This is a genomic window from Erysipelothrix inopinata (assembly GCF_014396165.1).
Lineage (GTDB): Bacteria > Bacillota_I > Bacilli_A > Erysipelotrichales > Erysipelotrichaceae > Erysipelothrix > Erysipelothrix inopinata.
Map to the genome: position 1 here is coordinate 894,274 of NZ_CP060715.1, position 25,505 is coordinate 919,778.

At 34.9% G+C, this 25,505-nt stretch carries 20 protein-coding genes and 1 tRNA gene; 15 read left to right on the plus strand and 6 right to left on the minus strand.

From position 1 onward, the window contains the following. Positions 1-2: 2 nt before the first annotated feature. Positions 3-812, minus strand: a complete 810-nt coding sequence (locus H9L01_RS04405) for a MerR family transcriptional regulator (RefSeq protein ID WP_187534800.1) — start codon at positions 810-812, stop codon at positions 3-5. A 79-nt stretch (positions 813-891) separates the two neighbouring features. Between H9L01_RS04405 and H9L01_RS04410 the strand changes: the two genes are divergently transcribed. From H9L01_RS04410 to H9L01_RS04440, 7 genes are all read left to right on the plus strand, one after another. Continuing rightward, positions 892-2,634, plus strand: a complete 1,743-nt coding sequence (locus tag H9L01_RS04410) for an ABC transporter ATP-binding protein (protein WP_187534801.1) — start codon at positions 892-894, stop codon at positions 2,632-2,634. Further along, positions 2,621-4,378 carry an ABC transporter ATP-binding protein gene (locus H9L01_RS04415; protein WP_187534802.1) on the plus strand — a complete coding sequence of 586 codons (1,758 nt, stop codon included), beginning with the start codon at positions 2,621-2,623 and terminating at the stop codon, positions 4,376-4,378. The genes H9L01_RS04410 and H9L01_RS04415 overlap by 14 nt, the downstream gene beginning before the upstream one ends. A 141-nt stretch (positions 4,379-4,519) precedes the next feature. Then, positions 4,520-7,648 (plus strand): BspA family leucine-rich repeat surface protein, encoded by a 3,129-nt coding sequence (locus H9L01_RS04420; RefSeq protein ID WP_187534803.1) that lies wholly within the window; start codon positions 4,520-4,522, stop codon positions 7,646-7,648. A gap of 123 nt (positions 7,649-7,771) precedes the next feature. After that, positions 7,772-8,245, plus strand: coding sequence for a GNAT family N-acetyltransferase (locus H9L01_RS04425; protein ID WP_187534804.1), 474 nt, complete (start codon positions 7,772-7,774; stop codon positions 8,243-8,245). Between the two features lie 105 nt (positions 8,246-8,350). Continuing rightward, positions 8,351-8,971: a YczE/YyaS/YitT family protein gene (locus H9L01_RS04430; protein ID WP_187534805.1), complete on the plus strand. Its 621-nt coding sequence runs from the start codon at positions 8,351-8,353 to the stop codon at positions 8,969-8,971. A 174-nt stretch (positions 8,972-9,145) separates the two neighbouring features. Then, positions 9,146-11,728: a cation-translocating P-type ATPase gene (locus H9L01_RS04435; protein ID WP_187534806.1), complete on the plus strand. Its 2,583-nt coding sequence runs from the start codon at positions 9,146-9,148 to the stop codon at positions 11,726-11,728. 86 nt (positions 11,729-11,814) lie between these two features. Further along, positions 11,815-12,657, plus strand: coding sequence for a PRD domain-containing protein (locus H9L01_RS04440; RefSeq protein WP_187534807.1), 843 nt, complete (start codon positions 11,815-11,817; stop codon positions 12,655-12,657). A 30-nt stretch (positions 12,658-12,687) separates the two neighbouring features. Here the strand turns inward: H9L01_RS04440 and nagE are convergent, their stop codons facing one another. The 3 genes from nagE to H9L01_RS04455 all read right to left on the minus strand — a co-directional run bounded on the left by nagE (position 12,688) and on the right by H9L01_RS04455 (position 15,930). Further along, on the minus strand, positions 12,688-14,136 hold the full coding sequence (gene nagE / locus H9L01_RS04445) for an N-acetylglucosamine-specific PTS transporter subunit IIBC (RefSeq protein WP_187534808.1): 1,449 nt from the start codon (positions 14,134-14,136) through the stop codon (positions 12,688-12,690). A gap of 205 nt (positions 14,137-14,341) precedes the next feature. Next, positions 14,342-15,271, minus strand: coding sequence for an alpha/beta fold hydrolase (locus H9L01_RS04450; RefSeq protein ID WP_187534809.1), 930 nt, complete (start codon positions 15,269-15,271; stop codon positions 14,342-14,344). Between the two features lie 2 nt (positions 15,272-15,273). Next, a complete protein-coding gene (locus H9L01_RS04455) occupies positions 15,274-15,930 on the minus strand; it encodes a TetR/AcrR family transcriptional regulator (protein ID WP_187534810.1) in 657 nt (218 codons plus the stop codon). Positions 15,931-16,126: 196 nt separating this feature from the next. Between H9L01_RS04455 and asnA the strand changes: the two genes are divergently transcribed. From asnA to H9L01_RS04470, 3 genes are all read left to right on the plus strand, one after another. Next, positions 16,127-17,131 carry an aspartate--ammonia ligase gene (gene asnA / locus H9L01_RS04460; protein WP_187534811.1) on the plus strand — a complete coding sequence of 335 codons (1,005 nt, stop codon included), beginning with the start codon at positions 16,127-16,129 and terminating at the stop codon, positions 17,129-17,131. 47 nt (positions 17,132-17,178) lie between these two features. Next, positions 17,179-17,254: transfer RNA gene (locus H9L01_RS04465), tRNA-Val, on the plus strand. A gap of 82 nt (positions 17,255-17,336) precedes the next feature. After that, positions 17,337-17,630: a GNAT family N-acetyltransferase gene (locus tag H9L01_RS04470; RefSeq protein ID WP_187534812.1), complete on the plus strand. Its 294-nt coding sequence runs from the start codon at positions 17,337-17,339 to the stop codon at positions 17,628-17,630. Between the two features lie 231 nt (positions 17,631-17,861). Here H9L01_RS04470 and H9L01_RS04475 read toward each other — a convergent pair whose 3' ends face one another. Further along, the gene (locus H9L01_RS04475; protein WP_187534813.1) at positions 17,862-18,092 is read right to left on the minus strand and encodes a hypothetical protein; all 231 of its coding nucleotides are present in this window, start codon (positions 18,090-18,092) and stop codon (positions 17,862-17,864) included. After that, positions 18,076-18,687 carry a TetR/AcrR family transcriptional regulator gene (locus H9L01_RS04480; protein WP_187534814.1) on the minus strand — a complete coding sequence of 204 codons (612 nt, stop codon included), beginning with the start codon at positions 18,685-18,687 and terminating at the stop codon, positions 18,076-18,078. Before H9L01_RS04480 ends, H9L01_RS04475 begins: the two co-directional genes overlap by 17 nt. Positions 18,688-18,910: 223 nt before the next feature. Between H9L01_RS04480 and H9L01_RS10850 the strand changes: the two genes are divergently transcribed. The 5 genes from H9L01_RS10850 to H9L01_RS04505 all read left to right on the plus strand — a co-directional run bounded on the left by H9L01_RS10850 (position 18,911) and on the right by H9L01_RS04505 (position 25,411). Beyond that, positions 18,911-20,917, plus strand: a complete 2,007-nt coding sequence (locus tag H9L01_RS10850; protein ID WP_187534815.1) for an InlB B-repeat-containing protein — start codon at positions 18,911-18,913, stop codon at positions 20,915-20,917. 189 nt (positions 20,918-21,106) lie between these two features. Then, positions 21,107-21,607 carry a sigma-70 family RNA polymerase sigma factor gene (locus H9L01_RS04490; protein WP_187534816.1) on the plus strand — a complete coding sequence of 167 codons (501 nt, stop codon included), beginning with the start codon at positions 21,107-21,109 and terminating at the stop codon, positions 21,605-21,607. Continuing rightward, on the plus strand, positions 21,600-22,943 hold the full coding sequence (locus H9L01_RS04495) for a hypothetical protein (protein WP_187534817.1): 1,344 nt from the start codon (positions 21,600-21,602) through the stop codon (positions 22,941-22,943). The genes H9L01_RS04490 and H9L01_RS04495 overlap by 8 nt, the downstream gene beginning before the upstream one ends. A gap of 108 nt (positions 22,944-23,051) precedes the next feature. Then, positions 23,052-25,055 (plus strand): InlB B-repeat-containing protein, encoded by a 2,004-nt coding sequence (locus tag H9L01_RS04500; RefSeq protein ID WP_187534818.1) that lies wholly within the window; start codon positions 23,052-23,054, stop codon positions 25,053-25,055. Between the two features lie 98 nt (positions 25,056-25,153). Continuing rightward, positions 25,154-25,411, plus strand: a complete 258-nt coding sequence (locus H9L01_RS04505) for a hypothetical protein (RefSeq protein ID WP_187534819.1) — start codon at positions 25,154-25,156, stop codon at positions 25,409-25,411. Positions 25,412-25,505: the final 94 nt, after the last annotated feature.

Here is a 25,505-nt window from a genome sequence, read left to right on the forward strand (position 1 = left end):
TCTTATTTAATACGGATAGAGAGTTCGATGATAAATTCATCTTCTGTTTTCACGGTTATTTCATTAACGAGAAGTTTCTCATAAAAAAAATCTTCCAAATCAAGATTTTTGTCCGAAGCAAACTGAATCATCGCTTCATATCCAATATACAAAGTATCAAAACTTCCGTGATGATAGTATGTAAGATAGGTTCCTGCAGGTTTGATAAAATCATTATCACTTGACTTATGATTTAATTTAGTGACGAAAAGATGGTTGGGTGCTTCATACTGTTTAGCGAAAATCTTATCTTTATGCGTGATTGATCCAATGTAATTTGCGAACAAGATATTGTTATCTTCGCAAAAGTTAATGTAGTCTGTTAAATATCCATGGGCGTTATGTGTATCAATAGCTTTACTAATAATGATGAGTTCTTCAGCAGAATTAACAAGCATACATGTGTTGGCAGGTTGGAGTTCTGCAATTTGCAACATGCTTAAAGTATGAGATATAAAATTTTTACTCATTTCCAGAGTTTGAATCTGATTTTCGATTGTATCTAATCTTTGTGATAAAATAGAAGTAAGCTGTTGTGGAGAACGTACATCAAGGTATTTTTTAATATCCTCAAGTGGCATTCCCATATCTTTTAAAAAGGTGATGACTGTAAAAGCATAGTATTGATGGTAGGCATAATAGCGATAGCCATTACTGTCAATTGATTCGGGTTTGAACAGGTCAATTTCATCATAATAATAGAGTACATGTTTAGGAACTTTACATAGTTTTGAAAATTGCCCGGTTGATAATTTATCATTTTTATTATTCATCTGTGTTTTCTCCTTGACTATAAGGTTACCTTATACTTTATTATAATACGGCTGTAGATAATTGTATAGGAGGGAAATTATGAAGCTAATCCTTAGATATTTAAAGAAATATAAACTCTTATTTTTCTTTAATTTGTTGGCTGTATTTTGCTTCGCGCTGGTAGAACTCGGAATTCCTACCATCATGGCAAATATGATCAACGTAGGTATCGCTAACCAAGATATTCGATATATACAAAACCAAGGGTTACTGCTCTTAGGGATTGCAGTTATCGGGGGTCTCGGTACGGTACTTTTAAACTACACATCCAGTCGAATTGCAACACGTATTACACGTGATATTCGTTCGGATATGTTTGAAAAATCTCAAGAATTTGGTCATTCAGAATATAATGAATTTGGTGTATCTTCATTGATTACTCGTCTTTCAGGAGATGTATACCAACTTCAATTATTTGTCCAAATGCTATTGAGAATGGGTCTCCATTCTCCGTTTATGATTTTGTTTAGTGGTTATCTTATTTATAGAACCAACCCAACACTTGCTCTAATTATTTCATTGAGTGTACCATTTATATTATTGGTCGTTGTAATTGTTGGTAAATTAAGTGGTCCTTTAAGTCGTAAACAACAAAAACTTATGGATACATTAAGCCGAATCACACGTGAAAACATCACAGGTGTTCGTGTCATTCGTGCCTTTAGAAAAGATAAATCTGAATCAGAACGTTTTGAAAAAGTTAATAAAGAATATGAAACAACAGCAAAACGTCTCTATCGTGTTATGGCACGTGCTGAACCATTGTTCTTCTTTATATTAGAAATTTCAGTACTTGTTATTTTATGGTTTGCATCCGTTATGGTTTCAAAAGGAACTCTTGAAGTCGGATCAATCGTTGCGTTCTTGGAATATCAATTCCACGCATTATTCTCATTACTCTTGTTCTCTGTAGTATTTATTCAATATCCACGTGCAGCAGTAAGTGCACGTCGTATCGAAGAAGTTCTTAACAAAGAACCAATGATTCAAAACCCAGAAAATGGTGTTCATGATGGTAATGGAATCACTGAAGTTGTGTTTGAAAATGTTGACTTTGCTTATCCTGATGGGGAAGCAAATGTTCTTACAAATATTAACTTCACTGCAAAAAAAGGTGAAACAGTCGCATTTATCGGCTCAACGGGTAGTGGTAAATCGACGTTAATTAATCTTATCGTAAGATTCTATGATGTTACGAATGGTCGTGTCCTCGTAGATGGCGTGGATGTTCGTGAATACGATATCTATTCACTTCGTAATAAAGTAGGATTTATTCCTCAAAAGGCACTACTCTTTAGTGGAAGTATTTCGCAAAATATTCGTTATGGTAAAGAACTCGCTACATCTGAAGAAATTGAAGAAAGTGCACAACTTGCATCTGCAAGTGACTTTATTCATGAAAAACCACATCAATATGAAGAGTGGTTAAGCGAAGGTGGTAGCAACGTTTCAGGGGGACAAAAACAACGACTTAGTATTGCTCGTGCACTTGTTCGTAAACCTGAAATCTATATTTTCGATGATAGTTTCTCTGCGCTTGATTATAAGACAGATGCTATGATTCGAAAGAACCTAAAAGATGAAGTTCAAGATTCAATTATGTTTGTGGTTGCACAACGTATTAGTTCAATCGTTGATGCGGATCAAATAATTGTTATGAATGAAGGTAAAATCGTAGGTAAAGGAACTCACTTAGAACTTATGAAAGAGTGTCCAATCTATGTTCAAATTGCGAAATCTCAATTAAGTGAAAAGGAGATGGAACAGTATGAAAAACTTTAAGAAATTATTAGAATTTTTAGCTCCTTATAAAGGAAAACTCATCACTGCAATCATCTGCTTATTTGTTGCAGCTGTACTTACAGCGGCAGCACCGATGATTGAAGGGATGGTTACAACACAATTAAGTAATGATGTCCTGGCAATCAGTAAAGGTATTGAAGGCGCACATATTCAATTTGATGCAATTATTAAAATTATGACCATTTTATTGATTATTTATATCGTCAATGCGTTATCACGTCTTGCAATGCAATATTTAATTTCTGATGCAATTCAAGCAACAATTTATGATATTCGTAATGCTGTAAAAGAAAAGATGACGCGTCTTCCAATTCGTTACTTTGACGAACACTCTGCGGGAGACCTCATGAGTCGTATGGCTACTGATGTGGAAACATTATCGGGAGCACTTCAACAAAGTTTCTCGCAAATTGTTATGGCAGTTTTAGGATTAACCTTCGCTGTAATTATGATGTTTGTGATTGACTGGCAAATTGCATTAGTGGGTATTACAATTATTCCTCTTAGCTTTATTGCAATTCGCGTTATTGGATCGAAATCTCGTATTCTTTTCTCTAAACAACAAAAAGCTTTAGGGGACTTGAATGGCGTTATCCAAGAAAAATTTACAGGATTTAACGAAATTAAGTTATATAACTATCAAGAGAATGCAATTGATGACTTCAAAAAAGTTAATAACACACTTTGCGAGAACGGATTTAAAGCTAACTTTATTTCAGGGTTAATGAATCCAACTGTTTCTATGTTAACGTATATCGTAATTGCGATTGCGGTATACATGGGGGCAATGCGTGTCTTAACGGGAGCGATGGCTGTTGGTGCCGTACAAGCGTTTATACGTTATATTTGGCAAGTAAACCAACCTCTTGCACAAATGACTCAATTAGCGCCTACAATCCAAGGGGCGATGGCTGCTATGGATCGTATCTTCGAATACCTTGATGAACCTGATGACGTTTATGATGTTGAAAATCCAGTTCAAATTGATAATTACCAAGGTTCTGTATCCTTTGAAGACGTCTACTTTGGATATGGACAACAACCAATCATTAAGGACCTAAGTGTTGAAATTAAACCAGGTGAAATGGTTGCGATTGTCGGTCCAACAGGTGCTGGTAAAACAACAATCATCAACTTACTCATGAGATTCTATGATGTAGATTCAGGATCCATTAAAATTGATGGTATTGATGTTCGTGATATGAAACGTGATGATTTACGGTCACTATTTGGAATGGTACTTCAAGATACATGGTTATTCAGTGGTAAAATTCGTGATAACATTGCTTATGGGAAACCTGATGCAATGTTAGAAGATATCATTGATGCTGCGAAACGTACCAACGTTCACCACTTCATTACAACCTTACCAAATGGTTATGATATGGAGTTGAATGAAGAATCTTCAAACATTTCTAACGGTGAAAAACAATTGATTACGATCGCACGTGCACTCTTAAGTGATCCGAAAATCCTAATCCTCGATGAAGCGACAAGTTCTGTAGATACACGTCTTGATGCAATGATTCAAGAAGCTATGGCTGAGTTAATGAAAGGCCGCACAAGCTTTGTAATTGCTCACCGTTTATCCACAATTCGAAACGCTGACAAGATTCTAGTTATGCGTGATGGAAATATTATTGAAATGGGAAATCACGACGAGCTTATGGAACAAAACGGATTCTATGCTGATCTTTATAACAGTCAGTTCCAAGATTCTTAATTTACACAAACTTCCTTCTTTGTTTAGAGAAGGAAGTTTTTTTTACACATTCATAACATCACAATTCACTTTAGTAACGATATAGAAATTACATTTATAAGGAGTTGCTAAAATAGAGTCAAGTAAAGGGGAATATTGATTATGAATAAATTGAGTAAGTTTGGTATTACTAGTATTACTATTGCACTCTTAGCGTCAAATGCTTCAATTTATGCTCTAGAAGAAGATACGGATAGAGCTAATGTTGTTGTTCAAGAAGTTACAGGCGAAGTACAGCCAATCGAAGTTGATAATGAAACAAAATCTGAGGAAGTTGTTGTAGAGAAAGTTGAACCTCAAGAACTCACAAGAGTAGATGCACGCCATACCTTCAATGAATCAGACTGGAAGATCAATAAACAACAAGGCAATGTCTGGATTATAGAGGACTTAGAAAATAAGTCACTGACAAATGTATATATCCCGTCAATTTATGATGATAATGGTACAGAAGTTCAAATAAAAATTAAATCACTCGAAATGTTTGTAATGAAAGGAAGTAACGATAGTAAAAGATTCCAATCGATAATCTTTGAATCTATTGCATCTCAGGATGATCCAAATTTTAAACCTTTAGTTGAAATTGAAGCCACAGACATTTCTAGATCTTTTTCAAATCATCCCGTTTTAACGAATGTGGAACTTGCTGGATTGGATGTCTCTAATGTTACAAAAATGACGTCGTTATTTTCAACTTCTGGGAGAATTACAAACATAGATGTAACGGGTTGGAATGTATCTAATGTAAATGACATGTCTTATATGTTCTATAAGACACAATCTTTAAATCGATTAAACTTAGATGGATGGGATGTTTCTAAAGTAACCAATATGTCATATATGTTTGCAGAGTCGGACTTGTGGGAGTTGAATCTTAGTTCTTGGAAAACAACGGAACTTGAGAACCTCGAGGGAACTTTTTCATACACCACTAAATTAAGAACAATTAACTTAACGGGGTGGAATACCGAAAACGTAACCAACTTTACTATGACATTCGGTGATGCATCAGGTGTGGAAAAATTGGACTTGTCTAGTTTTGATACAAGTAATGCATTGACAATGCAAGCGATGTTCAGAAATACAGGATCTCTTCAATCGGTTGACTTAAGCAGCTTTGACACAAAAAAAGTGGAGAACTTCTCCTATATGTTTGCAGGGGCTCATGGACTTAATACTTTAGACCTCTCCACAATCACAACGGAAAGCGCAAAAACAACGGAATACATGTTTTTCAAGACAGAAGTGTTTACAAGAGTAAATGGTTACCCTGTGCCGGGAGAAATTGAAGTTGGTCACTTTGAAATGCAGAATGTCATCAATGCTTCTTCTATGTTTGAGAGTTCTAATTTTAAAAAGCTTAATGTAGCGGACTGGGAATTGGATAGCTTAATCTATGCAAATAAAATGTTTTCAAATATGAAGAACTTGGAACAAATTGATGTTTCTCAATGGAATGTTGATAATGTTGAATATATGTCACAAATATTCTCACATACATATCAATTAAAATACATTAACCTAAATTCATGGAAGATAAACGAACCACACCAAGCTCAAAATTTATTTTTCGTGAATCCTGGTGCTAAGCAACCGCTTGTGGTAAAGACAACAGACCCGTATCTTCTATCGTATAATTATATTGGCGATAATCGATTAATGGTGGGTCCCACAAAACTTGCAATGAATGGAAAATTTGATGATGGTAGTACATCCAAACGTTATTTTGACCGCTATACCATTCAAGAGGACTCAGAATTGTTGATTACAGCTAACGACTATAATTCTTTCATGTTAGATACTCCAACTTCAAATCTACCGCATACGATATTTAAAGAATGGAATCCTACATATACTACCAAAACTGAAGATACCGAACTTCTATCAGATTCTAGCGAATACAAAGCAATTTATGAAGCTGAAAAAGTTAATGTGAAATTTGTAAATGATGGCACTGTAACGAATATTGAAACAGAATATAATCAGGCAGTTGATGGAGATTTAGTCCCAATAACTAACAAGTTGGGTTACACATTTAAGGAATGGAACACTCAATTGAATGGCGAAGGAACATCATTTGATCCTGAAACAGCATTAATTACAGAAGATATTACGGTTTACGCAATTTACGAAATTAATACATTCACAGTCACCTTTATTGATGGTGATCAATCGACGTCACTCAATGCAAATTACAATCAGACTGTAGATAATGACCGTGTTCCCACAACCAATAAATCAGGTTACACATTCAAGGAATGGAATACTCAATTGAATGGTGAAGGAACTTCATTTGATCCTGAAACAGCATTAATTACCGAAGATATGACGGTGTATGCAATTTACGAAATTAATACATTCACAGTCACCTTTATTGATGGTGATCAATCCACGCCACTCAATGTAAATTACAATCAGACTGTAGATAATGACAGTGTTCCCACAACCAATAAATCAGGTTACACATTCAAGGAATGGAATACTCAATTGAATGGTGAAGGAACTTCATTTGATCCTGAAACAGCATTAATTACAGAAGATATTACGGTTTACGCAATCTATGAAATTAATATATTCACAGTAACCTTTATAGATGGTGAACAATCGACGTCACTCTATGCAAATTACAATCAGACTGTAGATAATGACCATGTTCCCACAACCAATAAATTAGGTTACACATTTAAGGAATGGAATACTCAATTGAATGGTGAAGGAACTTCATTTGATCCTGAAACAGCATTAATTAAAGATGATATTACGGTTTACGCAATCTACGAAATTAATACATTCACAGTCACCTTTATTGATGGTGATCAATCGTCGCTACTCAATGCAAATTACAATCAGACTGTAGATAATGACCGTGTTCCCACAACTAATAAATTAGGTTACACATTTAAGGAATGGAACACTCAATTGAATGGTGAGGGAACTTCATTTGATCCTGAAACAGCATTAATCACAGAAGATATTACTGTGTATGCAATTTATAGTAGGAACAACGAAATTCCAGAAGTACCAGAAGTACCAGAAGTACCGGAAGTGCCAGAAGATATTGATACACCGGATAACGAAGTTAATCTAGAGGTAGTGGAGGAAAATAATGAAGTACTTTCTAATCTACCAACTACTGGACAAGATAAGAATACAAACATTATAGTACTCGGAACATCAATAATTGTACTTGGTCTAGCACTTGTGGTATTTAAAAGAAAAAATACAAACTAATACACACAAAGACAGGAAACGTTGATTAGCGTTTCTTGTTTTTATGGTGGAGCAAGATAGGTACTTGATAAGTTGGTGTGAAATTGGTACACTTTCGGTATCGATTATCTAAAAGGAGATTTTATGATACGAATAGCAACTAAAGAAGATATAGGCGCAATACAACTCATTGCAAATATAACACTGAGTCAAGCGTATTCAGAGGTAATGTCACCTCAAACCCAAGAACAATTTACAGAAACTCATTACTCAGATGAAGCTTTGCTTGAGCGAATTGAGAAAGATAGAATTCTTGTGGCTGAAGACGATGGATTAGTTCATGGTTTCTCAATATATCAGGTTAGGGAAGAAGATACGCGTATTTATGCGATTTATATACTACCGAAATATCAAAAACAAGGACTTGGAAAGGACTTTGTCAAAGAAATCGCCAAACGTGTTAAAAAAGAATCGAAGTACCTTGTCGTTGAAATTGAAAATGGAAATAAAACAGCAGAAGCATTCTATAAAAATCTAGGATTTGAATTGGAAGGATTTTCACCAGATGAAGTGTTTGGTCAACCTTTCAAAACTATTAAACTGAAGAGAGCAATTTAAGGCTCTCTTTTTATTTTCATCCGAATATAATGTATACGTTTACATATTGTCTTGAATGCGATGGAGAAATAAGCTATGATTGAATTCTGAGTGATGGTGAATAATATGAAAAACAATTATATCCTTCGAATTTTGAAAGTATGTGTTGGCTCTTTTCTTTCAGGATTAGGAATTGCGTATTGTATGCTTTCAGGTTATGGTGCTGATCCAATTACAGTATTTTTTGATGGGGTTAATAAAGCGACTGGCATGGATGTGGGGACGATAAGTAACCTCACACTTTTAGTTTTAGCTACGGGAGCATTCTTTGTAGATAGGAAACAAGTCGGAGTTGGTACGTTCTTGACGCCTTTTTTTATGAAGTTTGGAATTGATTTTGGAATGGGTTTAAACCTAATGCATGATGGTTGGATGGATATCATGTGGTTCATCATTGGGATTTTCGTCATAGCTATTGGTATTGCTATGGCAATTTCTGCTGAAATTGGTCAGCAGGGGACTGATGCATTAATTTTGGGTTTGGCTAAGAAGTATGGAACACAATATTATGTCATTCGTTGGATAACCGATGGAACGTTTCTTATAATTGGATTAATTCTTGGTGGCAAGCTAACGTGGGGCACTGTTATCGCTACATTACTCCTGGGAAGAATCATTACTTACTTCTTAAATCATCTTTTTAAACGTGAAAAAAATCAGGATTCTTCTTTGACAGTCAAAGGTTGATTTGATATTATTATAAATGTAAAGGGAGTAGAAGCCTATCGTATTTTCGTGTAGGTCATTGTTTCGTCAATACGACTCAAAATAGGGTCCGGAACATGCTTAAATTTCGAGACTTTATCCACACGAGTCGGATAGAGTTTTTTTTATTTCTATCCTATATATAAGGAGGTGCCCATGAAGGACACAAAGTGGTATACTCAAACACTTGAGGAAGTAAGCACTAGAGTTGATGTTGTAAATGGATTGACGACATCACAAGTCATGGAGTCACGAGAGAAGTTTGGAGAAAACAAACTTGTTGAAGCGAAACGTAGAAGTTTTTTCTTAAGACTTCTTGATCAGTTTAAAGATGTGACTATTGTAATATTAATCATTGCTGCGGTTATTAATGTGCAATTTGGAGAAGCGGTGGACTCAATTGTTATTCTCGCAATCGTTGCGTTGAATGCTGTCATTGGAATGGTACAGGAAGATAAGGCTGATAAATCATTGAAAGCATTGCAAGATATGTCAACGCCTACTGCCAAGGTTATTCGTGATGGGAAAGAACAAGCTGTTAATTCTCATGACATTGTAGTTGGTGATTTAATTATTCTTGATGCTGGAGATTTAGTAGCTGCAGACATTCGTATTACGAAATCAAACTCACTAACAGTTCAAGAAGCCTCTTTAACAGGGGAATCAGTTCCTGTTGAGAAACATGCAGACTATGTTTGTGCCGAAGATGCAGTTCTTGGAGATCGTAAGAACATGGCTTATTCATCTGGGATGGTTAGCTATGGTCGTGGTCAAGGGATTGTCACTGCAGTAGGCATGGACACCGAAGTTGGTAAAATTGCTCAATTATTAAATGAAACGAAGAACGAACCTACTCCTCTTCAAATGCAATTGAATCAACTTGGTAAAGTACTTGGTATTGGCGCAATCATTGCTTGTGGAATTATTTTACTCGTAGGGGTTCTCAATAACCATGATCCTCTTGAAATGTTCCTTACAGCCGTTTCATTAGCTGTTGCTGTAGTTCCTGAAAGTTTACCAGCAGTTGCTACAATCGTATTGGCATTAGGAGTTCAACGTCTTGTTGAGCGTCATGCAATCGTTCGTAATCTCCCTTCTGTTGAAACATTAGGTTCTGCTTCTGTAATTTGTTCAGATAAAACAGGAACACTGACACAAAATGTTATGACAGTTATGGAGTATTGGACTGAAGGCGATGTAAAAGAACTTGCTCAAGGAATGTTACTCTGTAATGACTCACGTAAAAACAATGGTGCTTGGGTAGGGGATCCTACAGAAACAGCACTGTCTGTATGGGCAGAAACATTAGATATGCCTGCTACAGAACTATTAACACAACATGTTCGTATTAATGAAGTACCCTTTGATTCTACTCGTAAACGTATGAGTACTATTAACGTTATTGATGGCGTTAAAACTGTACTTGTTAAAGGTGGAGTTGATGAAGTATTAAATGTTGTGAAATACATGGAAGTGGATGGAAAAGTTGTTCCAATTACTTCTGAATATATTCAAGAAATTCAAGAAAAAAATAAAGAAATGGGTTCAAAAGCACTTCGTGTTCTTGCTTTAGCTAAAAAAGTAGTTGAAGATGAAAATATCGAAGCAGCTGAAATTGAATCAGAATTAGTATTTGTTGGGTTAGCTGGAATGATTGACCCACCTCGTCCAGAAGTTGTGGATGCTATTCGTACAAGTAAAAATGCCGGAATTAAAGTTGTCATGATTACAGGTGACCACGCAATCACTGCGGAAGCAATTGGTCGTGAAATTGGACTTCTTGAAGAAGGACAACTCGTTATTACGGGTAAAGAACTTGATGCAATGGATGATGATGAACTCTTCAATCAGGTTGAACACATCGGTGTTTATGCTCGTGTATCACCAGAACATAAGATGCGTATCATCTCAGCGTGGAAGAAACATGGTCATATTGTTGCGATGACAGGTGATGGTGTTAATGATGCTCCTGCATTGAAGCGTGCTGACATTGGAGCTGCAATGGGTATTGTTGGTACTGAAGTTGCTAAAGGTGCAGCTGACATGGTCTTGACGGATGATAACTTCGCGACAGTTGTTGTTGCAATTGAAGAGGGTCGTCGTATTAAGGATAACATTAAGAAAGCTATTGCTTATCTGTTATCATGTAATGTTGGAGAGTTACTTGTATTGTTAATTGCGATTCTATTTGACTGGCCAGCACCACTTATTCCTATCCACATTCTATGGATTAACTTGGTTACAGACAGTCTTCCAGCACTTGCTCTTGGAGTTGATGGCGCTGAAGAAGGCATTATGGATCGTAAACCTGAAACATCTAAATCTCTTATTAATAAGGGTATGATGTGGAGAATTGCTTACCAAGGAGTCTTAATTGGTGGCGCAACACTCTTTGCATATATGTATGGTTCAGGAATGCTTTGGGAAGCAGGAGATGTTGAAACAGGTCAAACAATGGCATTCATCACACTTGGATTCTCACAACTCATTCACTCATACAGTATTCATTCTTCTGAAAAATCAGTCTTTACTTCATTCTGGAAAAATAAATACCTACTTCTCGCAACACTTGTTAATGCAGCAATGATGCTTGCAGTACTCTTTATTCCAGCAGTCAATGATCTCTTTAAATTGGGAACACTTGATTTACACCACTGGGAAATTGTAGTTGGTATTATGTTTATTCCACTTGCAGTAGTAGAAATTATGAAACTTATCAAACTGAATGGAAAACACTAAGCTTGTCGTAAGACAAGCTTTTTCTTTCACATTAGAATAGAGGACATATGATATAATAATAGGGATGAAAAAAAGGGGGCAACTCTATGAAAGTGAGCAAGGTATTCAATAATAACTGCATCGCAACCTTGATCGACGAACAAGAAGTTATTGTGACGGGATCGGGTATTGGCTTTCAAAAAAAAGCAGGCGATGACATAGACGAAACTCGTATTGAAAAAACGTTTAAAGTTATGAATAATAAACTGGACGAATTTGAAAAATTAATCAAACTGATTCCTATTGAATATTTTGAATTAACGCGTCGTATTGTTGAAAAAGCAAATCAAGATTTGAAAATTGAATTGAATGATTCCATTACTCTAGCTTTAACGGACCATATCTATTATGCCGTAATGAGATCGCGTGAGGGAATTGTACTTCCAGGTATCTTTACTGATGAATTGAAAGTATTCTATCCTGATGAGACAAAAGTAGCACATTGGGCAAGAGACGAAATAAGCATGGAATTTGATGCAGACTTACCACTTGATGAAGTAGGATATATTGCGATGCATATTGTTAATGCGCGCGGCTCACAACCGTCCTATCATGCTCAGGAAACGGTATTCTTTCTAAAAGAAGTCATCAAGATAATTTCTGAAGAACTTAATACTGAGATTGATAAGGATTCCATTGAATATCAACGACTTACTACGCATTTAAAATATCTTTCTAAGCGAATATTTGGAAAAGATGATGCTTCGAACATGCATGGAGAAGACAGTGAATTGGGATTGTTGATTGCAGCTCAGTTCAAAGATTATGATATCTGTATTGCTAAAATTGCATCATTTGTGCAGCAAAGATTTGACTACACACTGTCCCGTGAAGAAAAAATGTACCTCACGATACATATACATCAAATCATGAAAAAACAACTTCGATAATAGTTCGAAGTTGTTTTACTTTGGATAAAATTATTTCACAAGTTTTTTAAATTCATCAGCGACAAATTGAACTTCTGTACCAACGATAACTTGAACAGATTTTCCACCAGGTTTCACAACTCCGGCAGCGCCTGTTGACTTAACCAAGGCTTCATCAACGATGCTTGGATCTTCAAGTTCGAGTCTGAGACGTGTTGTACAGTAATCTGTTGAAAGAACGTTTTCTTTTCCACCAATTGCTTGTAGAATTATTTCAGCTTGATTCACAAATTTATCACTAGATGTTGACTCATAGGTCACATCGATATGATCTTCACGTCCTGGAGTCTTTAAGTTGAATTTAACAATCATGAAACGGAAGATAACATAATAAACAACGAAGTAAATAACACCTAGAACTAAAAGCATAAATGGTTTATTTGCAAGCGGGAGTCGAGAGCTAAGAATAAAGTCTACGAATCCAGCACTAAATGTAAATCCAGCGATCCATTGGAAGGATGCAGCAATAAACAAGGATATCCCTGTGAGTACTGCGTGGACAAAATAAAGTGCAGGTGCAGCAAACATGAATGAGAATTCTAGTGGTTCTGTAATCCCTGTGAAGAATGCTGCAAATCCAGCCGCAAGCATTAAGGATCCTACTGTTTCTTTGTTTTCAGGTTTTGCTGTATGGTACATAGCTAAACCGCCACCAACAAGTCCAAACATCATAACTGGGAAGAATCCAGCTTGGTACATTCCGGTAACCCCTTTGATTCCAGGAGCGGCATCAACTGCTGTACCCCAGAAACGACCAATATCATTAATACCAATTGTATCAAACCAGAATACAGAGTTTAATGCATGGTGTAATCCAGTAGGAATTAAGAGACGGTTAAAGAATCCAAAGAGCCCCGCACCTAGAGGTCCAAGTTTACTGATTCCAGTACCAAACGCAACAAGTCCTTCGAAAATTACAGGCCATACAAATAAGAGAACTGCTGATACCCCTAGCATTGCAACAGAAGTCATAATTGGAGCACATCGTTTACCACTAAAGAATGATAAAGCAGCAGGAAGTTTCGTTTTTGAGAACTTATTGTACATTACTGCAGCGACTACCCCAGATAGAATACCAATAAAGGCATTATTAATTTTTGCAAAAGCAGGACTTACTTGCTCTACTGGCGTCTTTGTAATCATTGCGACACTCGCTGGAGCTAAAATTGTAGTAACCAACAAGAATGCAACCAAACCACTGAGTGAGGCAGCCCCATCTTTATCATCAGACAATCCATATGCAATACCAACTGCAAAGATAATTGCCAAGTTATCAATAATTGCTGAACCGGACTTGATTAAAATCGCAGCGATTGGGCTATTTGCACCCCATCCCATTGGGTCAATCCAGTAACCAATACCCATTAAAATTCCCGCAGCGGGTAAAACTGCAACTGGAAGCATTAGAGATCTTCCAAGTTTTTGAAGACGTTTCATCATATATTTTCTTCTCCCTTTCTATATGATTTAAGAACTGAGAACACATAAAAGACCTACAAATATCGCATCAGCTTTATTTGTAGGTCTTGCCTTCTTCAGTAACAATCCTATCTACACCGAGATGTTAACATGGAATGAATGCGCTGTCAACAAAACTTTAAATATTATGAGTTATTTCTTATTGATATTTAGATATCAAAAGAAATTAGTTTGAAAAATTATTTAATTCTGATGCAATAGTCTTCGACTGAGTATGATGCAAGTAATGTGAACCCTCAAGAACAATCAATTTACTTTTACTACTATTTTCTAACATTGCCTCATGAATTGGTATCCAGTTTGAGTCGGATTCCACACTTTCACTCGCAAGTATATATAAGACTGGTAGATCAATGGGGTAGGTTGAATTCATCGTTTTATCAAAGTTATTTTTCATTTCATAACCTTCATTTTGTGTTGCTTTTGAACCGATACTATGGAGTGAAATATATTTAAATTGTTGTTTGAATTCTTCATCCATTGGAGGTGTGTTTAAAAAGTCATCACCAGTAGAAGATAAGATTCTATAAATACCCGATTTTGCTAAAAAGTTAATCATTGATTCTTGATTATCGTCAGCGCCACCTTGACTTGGGAGACTACTGTCGATTCCTACAAGTAAATTTACTTCGTTGGGGTACATTTCAATATATTTTAATGCATAGACGCCCCAAATTGAATGAGTTACTAATGAGTATTCTTTTATATCTAGAGAATCTAGTGCTGAATGAACCTCATTCACGAGATTTTCAACTGTGCGTGGTGCATCTGTATCGTCACTCATCCCATAACCTAAAGGTTCAATGACAACCACTTTATGATCAATAGATAGCTCATCAGTAAGTAACTTAAAATCTAGAGTTGGTGCACCTGTTAGATATCCAGGTAAAAGAACGAGTGTATCATCACCCTGTCCCAAGATTGAGACTTGCATTTCTTTTTCGCCTACTTTAATTCTTTGACCATACTCACTAATTTTTACGCTTTCTTTACCTAGTTTAATTTTATTGTTAGTAAAGATTCCACCAAACACTAAACCAATGATAATTAGGATACTCAATAAAATTATGACAAAAACCTTTAATACTTTATTCATTATTACTCCTCTGTAATGCCCTGGGCATTTTTACTTATTTCATGATTAATTCTCTCAATAACATAGTCATCTAAAATATCCAAATGATTATTCTTTAAAAACTTCTGTGAAACATGAATTTTTTGTTCAAAGGTTTCAATAGTATTTGGAAAGATAGCATTAAGGAACCATGTACTCAACACAAGAACGATTAATTCTGCAGTCTGTTTGGGGTGATCCATAGATAATGATCCATCTTCATTTCCCTCTACAAGTGCATCTTCGATGTAAGGAACCAATGTTTGGTTTACATAGTCAATATACTTTAAAAAGAATTTAGGACTATTCAGTAGTTCAAAAGAATTTGAAATGTATTTAAAAATGGACTCGTCAAACATACTTGCGACAAAAAAATCTTGTATCTTTCTTAAACCCGTTAATTGTTCATTTTTAGAAATAGAATCAAGGACATCCTTGGAGGGAATAAGTCTTTCAATTACTTTATCTGCTACTTCATCCTTTGATTCAAAGTGATGATAAAATGCACCTTTAGTTAAACCATCTAAAGGATTCATAATGTCTTGAACTCGAGTTGCATCAAAACCTTCTTGGATAAATAGTTTTGTAGCGCTATCTAAAATTAATACCTGAACTTCTTGAGCTGTATATTTTTTCTTCATGATACCTCCTAAACATACTCTGGGTATGTTTTTATTATAAATCAAAAAATAAATAGTTGTCAAGCAAAAACATTCTCTGGGTATGTTTTCTTTTTCTGTGTTAAAACACATATAAAAAAGTGAATAATAACAGAATGATAGCCTCGATTGTGATAGAATAGAAAGCAGAATACGCACTAGAAATGAGGATTAATATATGAGTAAAACAATTATACCTGAAGGTTATAAATCAACATTAGGTGTTTATGATACACAAACTGCAATTGGTTTCATCAAGCGTTGTTTTGAAGAAGCTCTAACTGGAAGTTTAAAGCTAAAAAGAGTTTCGGCACCGCTTTTTGTAGATCGAAATTCTGGTTTGAATGATGATCTCAGTGGTGTAGAAAGACCTGTACGTTTTGATGTTCCTTCTTTAGAAACAGAAGGAGAAGTTGTTCATTCTTTAGCGAAATGGAAACGCATGGCACTTCATCAATATGATTTCCGTCAAGGTAATGGATTGTATACGGATATGAATGCAATTCGTCGTGACGAAGAGCTCGATAATCTTCATTCTATTTACGTTGATCAATGGGACTGGGAGCGTGTCATAGCTTCTGAGTGGCGTACTGAAGAATACCTTAAAGAAACTGTTCAAGGACTCGTGAATGCAATTGTTGAGACATCCAGTAGACTTCATACAAAGTATCCAGATGTAAATGTTACAATTGATTCAAATGTAGCTTTTGTTACAAGCCAGGAACTCGAAGACATGTATCCAAAATTAACTTCAAAAGAACGCGAAAATGCTTATGTTAAGGAACATCCTACAACTTTTATTATGAAAATAGGCGGTGCACTTACGAGTGGTGTACCTCATGATGGGCGTGCTCCAGACTATGATGATTGGGAGCTTAATGGTGATCTGCTATTCTGGCATGAACCTTTAAACTGTGCTATGGAATTATCCAGTATGGGAATTCGTGTAGATTCCGCAAGTCTTCTAGCTCAACTCGAAACAGCCAACGCAACTGACCGCTTAAAGTATAATTTTCATCAACAAATTCGAGATAATAAACTCCCTCTCACAATTGGTGGCGGAATTGGTCAATCAAGAATGTGTATGCTTTTATTAGGCAAAGCACATATCGGTGAAGTCCAAGTTTCACTTTGGGATGAAGAGACCTTAGAATCTTGTAAAAATAAGATTGAATTACTCTAAATGAGATTGAACTATTTATGATGGTATGCTATCATAAATAGGCAATTGGACCATTAGCTCAGTTGGGAGAGCGCATCCTTGACGTGGATGAGGTCAGCGGTTCGAGCCCGTTATGGTCCACCATTTTATATAAATTCAGACTTGAAAAAGTCTTTTTTTATATCTTAAATTTAAAACTGGAAAAAAAGTGGAGGAACGATGAAAGATGTCGCTTAAAAGAGCTAGTAGAAAAGACATTGAATGGGTTAACAACCAGTACAAAGAAATCGGATTTGTAGAAAGTAATTTTGATAATGAAATTATTGTAATTGTCGAACATGAAGGGAATTGTGCAGGATTGGGAAGAATCGTAAATCTGAATAATAATGAAGCCGAAATGGGGGGAATATATATTCTCGATAAATACAGAGGATTAACCCTTGCTCGTAAACTTGTAGAAGGCTTAATAGATACCGCTCGATTAGAGGGATATAAAACGATTTATTGTCTTCCATTTTGAAAATCTCAAAAGTTTTTACGGAAGCTTTGGTTTCGTTGAAATTGACTCGTACGTTAATGTAAATGACGCTATACTAAAGAAACACACATGGTGTAATGATAATTACGAGATACCTGTATTATTACTAAAACTTGATGTGTAAATACATTTGAAATTAAAAATACCCATTCAAAAATAAGTTTGGGTATTTTTTTTATAACAAATACTAATTTGTAATACAAAATATTTTAACTAAATTTTACTTTCTCGGTGAGTAAAGTACGTACCAATTCCAGCAAGAGCAGACAATACAAGTATACTCTTAGAGTTAAAAATCAGACCTGCACTGAGCAATGCAACTGCAACTGAACCGTTAATTTTAGTATGCTTTTTAAGACTTTCACGATCATCTTTTGGTAGAGTCACATTGACACCTATTTTCTTATTGATGGCATTTATCTTTTGATTAATTTCTCGAATCATAGTCGTTCTCCCTTAAAATCTGTGGTAATGTTGCGCGTAATATAGTTTCGTAAATATCCTTTTTAGGAATTGTGGTTTCATGTCCTGATCTTAGTGTTGAAAGTAATATATTGAGTGTATCAAAAGTAAAAGTATCTGTCATTTCAGACTCAAGATTACATATTTTTAGTGATTCTTCAAAACTAGAAAAATTACTTTCAACTAATTTATTTATTTGATCTTGATTAAGTTTATTTAAAAACAATTGGAAGTCATGGTTATTAAATGTGTATAGAAATGGTTTGGATTCGTACTCTTGATAAAGCATGAGATTAAGTTGAATAAAACCTTCCAAAGATGGATTATGTTTGAGAATTTCTTCTGCTCTTTTTGCTAACTTATCTTGAATGTGTAAAAATGATTCATAAAAAAGCTCTTCCTTATTATCAAAAAGAAGATAAAAGGATCCTGTTGCAATGTTCGCATCTCTTGTTATTTTAGCAATACTTGTTTTGGTATAGCCGTGTTCAATCCATGATGTAATACATGTCGAAATCATTAATTCACGGAGTTTAATTTTCTCATTTTCCGTAAATCCTTTGGGTCCTGTTTTCATTATTTCTCCAATCGTGAATATTGCGAGTGATATATTCATGATTAAAATATAACATTCTAGTTATTAAAATACAAGATATATGAAAGAATATCTATTTTTTCGTGACACGTACAAAGTCATTCATGACAATATTCTTAGAAGTAGATATATAGATGCTATACATAATATAAGGATGACATTTTTTATTAGTTAAATAATGTCTTTACTTTAGAGGAGGGAATATATGAAATTGAAGAAAACAGCTCTCGCATTAATTTTGAGTATTAGTTTATTAGTACCCAATATGATGAGCATCAATGCTGATGCGGGTCAGAAGAATGTTAATGCAAATCTAGTGGGGGAAGAGCTCAATGAGACACAACAAATCTCGCTAAATTATGATAGTACTACGAATTTGTTGACCGATGGGCAGGGTGATGACTTGGAATTTATATCGACAGCTTCCAGTCGTTATCAGCTCGATTCAGTCGATATTACACGGAGTCGCCAAAAAGTGGAAATCGAATATTACTTAGGTGACTACAATTCTTCGACATTGATTGGTGTAGATAGTGGATATGCCGATTATGATGATGTTGTCAGTGATTATTACCTATCAATATCAGAAATTAATGAAAAATTTGGTACGACAATACCAACTTCATATCGAATGGTAATTACGAGTGATTACTTGGGATTGATCCCAGAAATAACTGATCCAGAACAACCTGTAAAAATTAAGATTTTGGTAGCAGAAGTACTCTCATTTACGTTGAGTGCTCATAAATATCAAAACAAACAAGATGCTCTTAACCCGACTGCAATTGGTAAGACTAAGTCAGAGATAGAGTCTTGGAGCGAATACTGGAGAGTATATCGCTTATCTACAAGCTTTAAAGGAATTCGTGGGCAAGAGATTAATTTAAAAAGTGCAGCACAATTTACAGATAAATACAAAGCAGGAAGTCGTGAAGGAAGTCTCGTAGAGTTCGGGTATTATGATCCAAGTGGTAACTTTGTTGAGGCAAGTACGCTAACTATTAGTGATTCATTGCCAAAATCAATTACAACTGGAGGATTCTACAGTGTTGATGATTATGGGTCAGCTGTTGTTAAACCATCTGAAGCAAGTGCAGTAACATCGGGAGCGAATGTTGGATTTACCGGGGGATCCGAAGGATGGAAACCTAAACAAGTAACAGAAAATTATCCGATTGCAACACAAAGAGATAAACTTGAAGCGTACCAGTTTAATTTAGACGGAGATCCTTTTACAAATCCAGAATTTGATCTTTGGTATCCACCCGTAAACTGGATGTTAGGTCACCCACTTCAAATTCAATACAACTATAACAAGATCGGTTCATTGTACACAGTTGAGTTTGAAAGCAATGGTGGAACTGATGTCGAGAGTATTCAAGGTATTAGTGAAAATTCCACAATTGGTGAACCATCATCACCAACTAAACTTGGACATAGTTTTGGTGGATGGTACCAAAAGAATCCTGAATCAGAAACAGTAACTGAATCAGACCGTTGGAATTTTGCTAGCGATTTAGTTCAAGAAAATATGACTCTCTATGCTAAATGGATTGCGAGTGAAGTGACTGTCGAATATGAATCAAATGGCGGAACAGCTGTTTCTTCCGAAACTGTTGATTTCAATAATGTGTTCACGCGTCCAAATGATCCAGTCAAAGATGGATACAAATTTATAGGTTGGTATTCAGAAGATACATTCGTAAATTTATATGATTTTAGTACGACAGCGACAGAAAATACGACTCTGTACGCAAAATGGGAAAAAATTGAAATCCCAGTAATTGAATATACTGTTACGTACGAAGATGGTGTAGGTGGTAGTGTTTTTGCAAGTGAGATATACACGGTAAAAGAAGGTGTTTCTACACCAAGTTTCAGTAACAATCCGGTTCGCGAAGGTTATACATTTACTGGTTGGTCACCTGCGGTAAGTGATACTGTTACTGAAAATGTGATTTATGTTGCACAATGGAAGAAAAATGATAAACCAGTTGATCCGATTGATCCAATTGATCCGGTAGATCCAATTAAACCAGTTGAACCAGAGACACCAAAGGAACCTGTCGAAGAGGTAGATAATTCTGGTTCGGAAAATGAGAAACTACCATCAACAGGGTTATCACATGATAATACTGGAATAATCTTCATGTTAGTGGGTACAATGTTGATTGGAATTGTTAGTTTACTAAAGAAAAAACAAAAATCATAGAAATGGATAATTAAAGTTTAAAGGTTAGATGATGTTGAGTACATATCTAACCTTTTTTTGTATTTTTCAACTATTGAGTGGTTTAGTTTGTCTAATAGGTGAAGGAGGAAAATTAGATGGTAATCTTTAAATTACAAAGTACTCAGAAGTGTCCTATAATATTCGTAAAGAAGCGAGAAAGGAGAACCTATGGAAATCAGTGATTATAAGAAAGCGATTCGTAACGATAAGCATCTCGTTGTAGTTCTTCAATCGTTTTCAGTTCAAATGCAAAAAATTGCTTTTTCTTACTATAATAATAGCGATTTTGCTGATGAAGTTATTTGTTCAACAATTTATAAAGTATATAAAAACAGAAAAAAAGTTCGTAAACCAGAATATTTTAAAACATGGGTGATGCGAATACTAATCAACGAGTGTAAAGATGAGTTAAAAAGACGAAATCAATTCGTTGAACTTGTTAACTTGAATGATCTACCAGTGCAAAGTACGGAAGACTATTCGTATGTAAAAGATTACTTAAATACACTTACTACGGATGAACAGGAAATTATCCGATTGAAGGTATACAGTCAATTTTCTTTTAGAGAAGTGGGAGAAATGTTGGAGATACCTGAAAGTACGATTAAGTCAAAATACTATTCAATTCTAAAGAAACTAAAAATAGAAATGGAGGATAATTATGAATAAAAATGATAAAAATCAAATTAGAAATATTGATCAAATGATCGAAGATACAGTTATAAAAGCACACAAAAACAAGATTAAAAAGAATTTAATTATGAGCTTTTCAATTGTTTTCCTGCTTTTTAGTGCTTTCACTTTAACACTTAACTTTAATGATAAGTTCTACACTTATGCAATGGATCAACCAGTACTCAAACCATTAGTCGTAAACTTAAGATTTAAAGATATTTATACTGAACCTGATAAAAATACCATTGAGAATCAGAAATTCAAATTGAATATTATGAATCCCGGAGAATATGAGGGATTTAAGGTAATCCAGAAAAGTATGGATTCCAAAATTGATGAGATGTCATTTTATGCAAACATTCAAAGTTCGGGATCAGATTTATATTTAGTTCAAATGAATGAAGGATATGTGGGTGCTTATGCTGAAGGAATTTGGAAGTATAATGTGGAAACAAGTAATTTGGATAAAGTTATCGATTTCGAGAATTTAAACATTCAAAATATGGAATCGTTTGGAGTAGTTAAGGATGAGTTATATCTAACAAATCGTATCGTTAATGGGGATGAAGAGACTCTAAAAATTATGAAGTATACTGATGGAAAACTCAGTGAGATTAACCAATCTATACATCATTTTTATCATTTCTTCAGTAATAAAATTAGTTTCTTTGAAGTAAACAATCAATTAACGTATACAACACTTGAGAGAAAAGATGATAGATACTGTTATGTCCTTAATCAAGGAGAATCCAAAACAGAGCTAGAGTGCTACACGGGCAAGCTCAATGCAGCATACATTCCAGTATTAGATCATCAAGCATCTAGCGAATATTATGATCTCTATCATAGCACGATGACAAACAATGAAAACTGGAGAACCGAAGGGAAAGAATCGGGACCAATTTTTACAAACATCGTCTATGATAAAAATGGGAATAATGTATATGAGAATAGTTACGCATCAGAGATAAAACTGGTGGGTAAAAATCTATTAATCAAATATGATGAAGAAGGAAAAGAACCTCATTTTGAAATATATAATCTAGAATCAAAAATTGAGAAAAAATATGGAAATATCTCGGAATTCTTCTACGGACTTCAAGATCATGGCATACGTTCCTATGTATTTGAAGTTGATGATTACGCTAAAAACTTAACTTCAGTTTACTCCAATCACTCGGTATTTACAGTTTTTGAATCAGTTGGAAAATTCAACTCCCAATTACCAGGGAAATATTTAACACTTCCTGATAAAGGGAATTCGTTTATCGTATCGACCGATTCGGAAAATACGCAGCTTTATATTACGATGATTAGTTATGATCGCTAACTTATGTTAGTGACAAATACAAGCCGGTTAATACAGAGTTAAACACAAATCTAGTAAGATTCATTAGAATGGAAACATAGATTGAGACAATTCTATGAGGAGATTCCTATGAAAAAACTATTAAAAGTTTTGATGGTCCTTACACTTGTGATCATTGTATATCCGTTTGAAAAAATCAGTGCAGATGTTGGCCAATCAATTGATGCCTATTTTTCGAGACCAACTACTGCAAGTGCAGTAGCGAGCGAATTAAAGAAATCAGATAATATAACTGAGAGTGATCTTTCTAAAGTTACAAAGATTACTCTCAATGAAAAAGATGGCTTTTCAAGCTTTGATACTGATCTTGGTAAGCTTCCAAACCTGAACATCATTTATATTGGATATACGGGCTGGGAATCTTTGGATGGTATCGAATCAGTGAGTAGTTCACTTACTACATTGACCTTATCAGAAACATTAATAACTGATATTGAACCCGTCGGTTCGCTGACTAACCTAAAGTCAATTTCGTTTAATGAACAAACAAATACGACCAATAATGCTATAAAAAATAATCCGAATTTTTTAAAACCTCTTGAAGATTTACCCTTAACGAGTTTTACTTCAATGTTTAGTCCTTTCAATGATAACCATCTTAAATCTCTAAGTAAGATTAAGACACTTACTAATCTTTCGATTCAAAGTTCAGGGGTTACTGATTTCACTATAATTAATCAGATGACGAACTTAAAATCAATCAACTTCAATGGGGGAAAACTTTCGAGTATTGAAGGAGCTTCAAATCTAGTGAATCTAACAAGTCTCAATATTGGCGCGAGAGACAATGGTAGTGAAAAAAATCAAATTACTGATTTTAGTGATTTAATGTATCCTTATACTTCAAATAATACGCGTGTAAAGTTAAACATGGATGGAATAACACCAGAAGTTAATATTAAATACGACAGCGTTGAAAATCTATATTATTTTGATTTGGATACTATTGTAATGCCGACACCCTCCACTGGTTATTCAAGTTTGGTACTGACACCGTACAGCGTTCCATTTTATGCTGAACTTGATCAAGTTAACAATAGAATTATTTATGAAAATGAATTTATTGAAGAGCGTCTTGCTCAAGGGTGGTTAGACTTTTCAGTTGGAAACTTCACGATGCAATCAATTGACAGAAGTTACGATGTAGAAGGGGTTATGTGGGTTAGAGGAGTTGGAATCGAGAATGTATACGAGAACTATACCGTTACCTTTGATAGCCAAGAAGGTACAACCGTAAATCCAATTACTGATGTAAATCATAACGCTTCAATCACAGCACCACTGGCACCAACTAAAGAGGGTCATGCATTTGATGGCTGGTATACAGATACAACGTTTGCAACAGAATGGTACTTTGATACCGATACGGTAACTGATAATATGACACTCTATGCAAAATGGAGTCCACTCATCTATACTGTTACATTTGATAGCCAAGAAGGTACAACCGTGAATCCAATTACTGATGTAAATCATAACGCTTCAATCACAGCACCAATGGCACCGACTAAAGAGGGTCATACATTCGCAGGTTGGTATACAGATACAACGTTCGCAACAGAATGGAACTTTGATACTGATATGGTAACTGATAATATGACACTTTATGCAAAATGGAGTCCACTCAACTATACCGTTACCTTTGATAGCCAAGAAGGTACAATCGTAAATCCAATTACTGATGTGAATCATAACGCGTCAATACCAGCACCAATTGCACCAACTAAAGAGGGTCATGCATTCGAAGGTTGGTATACAGATACAACGTTTGCAACGGAATGGAACTTTGATACCGATACGGTAACTGATAATATGACACTCTATGCAAAATGGAGTATTAATGTTATTGATGATAATCAAGAAGATAAGCCTAATCCAGAGGAAGATAATTCAGAGAATATTGTGATTCCGGAAGCAGAAATCGAAGATAACAATGACAAAAATGATACAGAAAATGTGTTACCTACAACGGGCGTTGCAAATACGATATCAAAGATTGAAGGATCGTTGATCTTATTAGGATGTGTGTTTATTATCTTATACTTAAAAGATAAAGTTAAAAATAATATCTAAAATTTGAAACTGGGTTGAATTTGAATTCAATTCAGTTTTTTTCTGTTTGTGCAGATACATCCCCTTTGGTACAATTAAGATATGGAGAGGAGTGCAGTATGAAAAATAAAAATAGAATTATGGTTGTTGTCGCAATCTTACTAATGGTATGTCTGATAGGATTGGGAATTACAAAAGTATTTATGCTGACAATCAATGGTATGAATCTTAACCTGATGGCACCAGATGTTTATGACTCAGGGTGGTTTGCTTATAAGCATATAAAGCTCGTGTTTGACATTGCAATTCTAACTAATATTATCGCACTCGGACTGGTACTTTATTCGTTATTTACTGATGAAAAAAAGAGAAAATAATTAAATAAACCAAGTTGTAGAATAGTACAATTTGGTTTATTTTTATCTTGTTAATGGCGACATATCATATATTTTGAAAATAATCTTTAAAACT

Bases quoted from the DNA above. Each gene is read 5' to 3' on its own strand.
- H9L01_RS04405 (WP_187534800.1), bottom strand. From the start codon at position 812: ATGAATAATAAAAATGATAAATTATCAACCGGGCAATTTTCAAAACTA.
- H9L01_RS04410 (WP_187534801.1), top strand. From the start codon at position 892: ATGAAGCTAATCCTTAGATATTTAAAGAAATATAAACTCTTATTTTTC.
- H9L01_RS04415 (WP_187534802.1), top strand. From the start codon at position 2,621: ATGAAAAACTTTAAGAAATTATTAGAATTTTTAGCTCCTTATAAAGGA.
- H9L01_RS04420 (WP_187534803.1), top strand. From the start codon at position 4,520: ATGAATAAATTGAGTAAGTTTGGTATTACTAGTATTACTATTGCACTC.
- H9L01_RS04425 (WP_187534804.1), top strand. From the start codon at position 7,772: ATGATACGAATAGCAACTAAAGAAGATATAGGCGCAATACAACTCATT.
- H9L01_RS04430 (WP_187534805.1), top strand. From the start codon at position 8,351: ATGAAAAACAATTATATCCTTCGAATTTTGAAAGTATGTGTTGGCTCT.
- H9L01_RS04435 (WP_187534806.1), top strand. From the start codon at position 9,146: ATGAAGGACACAAAGTGGTATACTCAAACACTTGAGGAAGTAAGCACT.
- H9L01_RS04440 (WP_187534807.1), top strand. From the start codon at position 11,815: ATGAAAGTGAGCAAGGTATTCAATAATAACTGCATCGCAACCTTGATC.
- nagE (WP_187534808.1), bottom strand. From the start codon at position 14,136: ATGATGAAACGTCTTCAAAAACTTGGAAGATCTCTAATGCTTCCAGTT.
- H9L01_RS04450 (WP_187534809.1), bottom strand. From the start codon at position 15,271: ATGAATAAAGTATTAAAGGTTTTTGTCATAATTTTATTGAGTATCCTA.
- H9L01_RS04455 (WP_187534810.1), bottom strand. From the start codon at position 15,930: ATGAAGAAAAAATATACAGCTCAAGAAGTTCAGGTATTAATTTTAGAT.
- asnA (WP_187534811.1), top strand. From the start codon at position 16,127: ATGAGTAAAACAATTATACCTGAAGGTTATAAATCAACATTAGGTGTT.
- H9L01_RS04470 (WP_187534812.1), top strand. From the start codon at position 17,337: ATGTCGCTTAAAAGAGCTAGTAGAAAAGACATTGAATGGGTTAACAAC.
- H9L01_RS04475 (WP_187534813.1), bottom strand. From the start codon at position 18,092: ATGATTCGAGAAATTAATCAAAAGATAAATGCCATCAATAAGAAAATA.
- H9L01_RS04480 (WP_187534814.1), bottom strand. From the start codon at position 18,687: ATGAAAACAGGACCCAAAGGATTTACGGAAAATGAGAAAATTAAACTC.
- H9L01_RS10850 (WP_187534815.1), top strand. From the start codon at position 18,911: ATGAAATTGAAGAAAACAGCTCTCGCATTAATTTTGAGTATTAGTTTA.
- H9L01_RS04490 (WP_187534816.1), top strand. From the start codon at position 21,107: ATGGAAATCAGTGATTATAAGAAAGCGATTCGTAACGATAAGCATCTC.
- H9L01_RS04495 (WP_187534817.1), top strand. From the start codon at position 21,600: ATGAATAAAAATGATAAAAATCAAATTAGAAATATTGATCAAATGATC.
- H9L01_RS04500 (WP_187534818.1), top strand. From the start codon at position 23,052: ATGAAAAAACTATTAAAAGTTTTGATGGTCCTTACACTTGTGATCATT.
- H9L01_RS04505 (WP_187534819.1), top strand. From the start codon at position 25,154: ATGAAAAATAAAAATAGAATTATGGTTGTTGTCGCAATCTTACTAATG.